Raw genomic sequence first — 2,849 nt, 5'->3', positions numbered from 1 at the left:
GGGCGGCCAGGGCCTGACCGAGGCCACCAAGTCCGCCCTGCTCGCGGCCAACTACATCGCAGCCCGGCTCAACGACTCCTTCCCGGTGCTCTACACCGGCGAAGGCGGCCTGGTGGCCCACGAATGCATCCTGGACCTGCGCGAGCTCACGGCCAAGACCGGCGTCACCGCCGAGGACGTCGCCAAGCGCCTGATCGACTACGGCTTCCACGCCCCCACCCTGGCGTTCCCCGTGGCGGGCACCCTGATGGTCGAACCCACCGAATCCGAGGACCTCGGCGAGATCGACCGGTTCATCACGGCAATGATCGCCATCCGCGCCGAGATCGACCAGGTGGCGCACGGCGAGTTCAGTGTGGAGCACAGCCCGCTGCGCAACGCCCCGCACACCGCCGCTGCGGTCATCAGCACCGAGTGGACCCGCGAGTACCCGCGCGAGCAGGCAGTCTTCCCGGTCCACACGCTCAAGCAGGACAAGTACTTCCCGCCGGTCGGCCGGATCGACGGCGCCGCCGGCGACCGCAACCTGATCTGCTCCTGCCCGCCGCTGTCCGAATTCGAAAACTAAGGATTGTTGATGACTGAGAACTACACGGCCCTTTACGAAGAGCACAAGAAGCTCGGCGCCTCCTTCACCGACTTCGGCGGCTGGCAAATGCCGCTCAAGTACAGCTCCGAACTCGCCGAACACCACGCCGTCCGCAAGTCCGCGGGCCTGTTCGACCTCTCCCACATGGGCGAAGTCTGGGTCACCGGCACCGATGCCGCCGCATTCCTGGACTACGCCCTCGTGGGCAAGATCTCCGCGATGGCCATTGGCAAGGCCAAGTACTCGCTGATCTGCAACGAGGACGGCGGCATCATCGATGACCTCATCACCTACCGGCGCGGCGACCAGAAGTTCCTGGTGGTTCCCAACGCCGGCAACGCCAAAGTCGTCGCCGAGGCCCTGGCCGAGCGCGCTGCAGGCTTTGACGTCACGGTCGAGGATGCCTCCGCGGCAACCTCGCTGATCGCCGTCCAGGGCCCCAAGGCGGAGGCCATCCTGCTCCGTCTGGTCCCCGCGGCCCAGCACGATCTCGTCACCGGACTGAAGTACTACGCCGCCGTCGAGGTCCCGTTCATGTTCGGCGGGGCCAGCCAGGACCTCCTGCTGGCCCGCACCGGCTACACCGGCGAGGACGGCTTCGAAATCTTCGTCGCCAACGACGACGCCGCCACCCTCTGGCAGGCGCTGGTCGCCATCGCCGAAGACGGCGAACTGACCCCTGCGGGCCTCGCCTCCCGCGACTCGCTCCGGCTCGAGGCCGGCATGCCGCTCTACGGCAACGAGCTCTCCCTGGACGGCGACCCGTTCGCAGCCGGCCTTGGCCCCGTCGTCGCGCTGTCCAAGGAAGGCGACTTCGTTGGCAAGGCAGCCCTGGCCGCCAAGAAGGAAGCCGGCGCCGGGGCCACCACGGGCCGGAAGCTCGTTGGCCTCAAGGGCCTCGGACGCCGGGCCGGCCGCGGCCACTACTCGGTCCTGAAGGACGGCACCGTCGTCGGCGAGGTCACCTCCGGCCAGCCGAGCCCGACGCTGGGCTACCCGGTCGCAATGGCCTACGTCGACGTCGAGTTCACCGAACCCGGCACCGCCCTGGACATCGACCTGCGCGGCAAGAACGAGCCGTTCGAAGTTGTCGCGCTGCCTTTCTACAAGCGCCAAAAGTAGCCCTTCCGGTCCCGGAGCCGTGGCTGGCTCCGGGACCGGCCGACCGTCCCCGACTCCGGGACCGGCAGGCCTCGGTTTTCACGCGTGCTCGCTCGTTCCTCGCTTAGACGCACGCTTTCGAAAACCCAGACCGGCCGGCCCCTTGTGGACAGCTCACCTTTTGGGACAACCGACCGCCCCAAACCATCGGGAGCCAGCGCTTTCGAAATCCAAAGGTGCTGGGGCCATTACCGCCTACCGCGGCTCGGCTCTCGAAGATTATCGAAGGCCACTGTTTCTTTCCGGAGAACGGACAGGTGGTTCGAAAACTGTTGGCCCCGGGAACTGGACTGCGCGATAGCGGCAGGGGAGCGGATNGCTCGGCTCTCGAAGATTATCGAAGGCCACTGTTTCTTTCCGGAGAACGGACAGGTGGTTCGAAAACTGTTGGCCCCGGGAACTGGACTGCGCGATAGCGGCAGGGGAGCGGATTCCGGAAGCGTGCGTCTAAGCGAGGAACGAGCGAGCACGCGGAGGAATTCGGTTTCCGGCCGCGTAACCCGACCGAGGTCGGTACATAACCCGGCCACAATTGATTTAGTACCAACGACCACTCCAAGAATTAGGAAAAACACATGGCAAAAGTTGCCCCTGAACTGCAGTACTCCGACGAGCACGAGTGGGTTGCGCGGGAGGCCGGGAACGTTGTGTCTATCGGCATCTCCGCCGTCGCCACAGATGCTCTCGGCGACATCGTCTACGTGGACCTGCCCGAGGTGGGCGCCACGGTGACCGCGGGGGAGACCTGCGGCGAGGTCGAGTCAACCAAGTCGGTCTCCGACCTGTACGCACCGGTCACCGGCGAGGTCACCGAAACCAACCCCGCCGTCGTCGACGATCCCTCGCTGATCAACAGCGACCCGTACGGTGCCGGCTGGCTGTTCAAGGTCGCCGCCGAATCGGACGGTCCGCTGCTCTCCGCCCAGGAATACGCGTCCAAGAACGGCGGCGAACTGTGAGCACCCCCGCAACTGAAACGAGCTTCGAGCAGGTTGTGTCCCCGTCGCTGGATGCGGAGCTGTCCGCGCTGGATCCGGAGATCGCCGCGCGGATCGACGCCGAGCTGGGCCGCCAGCGCGACGGCCTGGAGATGATCGCC

2 protein-coding genes and 2 pseudogenes are annotated in these 2,849 nt (G+C 66.3%); all 4 read left to right on the top strand.

Annotation, left to right across the window (positions count from 1 at the left end):
* Positions 1-568, top strand: a pseudogene (locus ABLI39_RS17295) (glycine dehydrogenase (aminomethyl-transferring)); the annotation flags it as partial.
* 9 nt (positions 569-577) lie between these two features.
* On the top strand, positions 578-1,711 hold the full coding sequence (gene gcvT, locus ABLI39_RS17290) for a glycine cleavage system aminomethyltransferase GcvT (protein WP_349414787.1): 1,134 nt from the start codon (positions 578-580) through the stop codon (positions 1,709-1,711).
* Positions 1,712-2,325: 614 nt separating this feature from the next.
* Positions 2,326-2,709: a glycine cleavage system protein GcvH gene (gene gcvH, locus ABLI39_RS17285; RefSeq protein WP_224048629.1), complete on the top strand. Its 384-nt coding sequence runs from the start codon at positions 2,326-2,328 to the stop codon at positions 2,707-2,709.
* Positions 2,706-2,849, top strand: a pseudogene (locus ABLI39_RS17280) (serine hydroxymethyltransferase); the annotation flags it as partial. The gene gcvH and the pseudogene ABLI39_RS17280, both read left to right, overlap by 4 nt.

Source organism: Pseudarthrobacter sp. B907 (assembly GCF_040137805.1).
In the GTDB taxonomy this organism is placed as follows: Bacteria; Actinomycetota; Actinomycetes; order Actinomycetales; family Micrococcaceae; genus Arthrobacter.
The sequence above is the reverse complement of the archived record's forward strand: the minus strand, read 5'-3'. Positions and strand labels throughout refer to the sequence as shown.

Bases quoted from the DNA above. Each gene is read 5' to 3' on its own strand.
- gcvT (WP_349414787.1), top strand. From the start codon at position 578: ATGACTGAGAACTACACGGCCCTTTACGAAGAGCACAAGAAGCTCGGC.
- gcvH (WP_224048629.1), top strand. From the start codon at position 2,326: ATGGCAAAAGTTGCCCCTGAACTGCAGTACTCCGACGAGCACGAGTGG.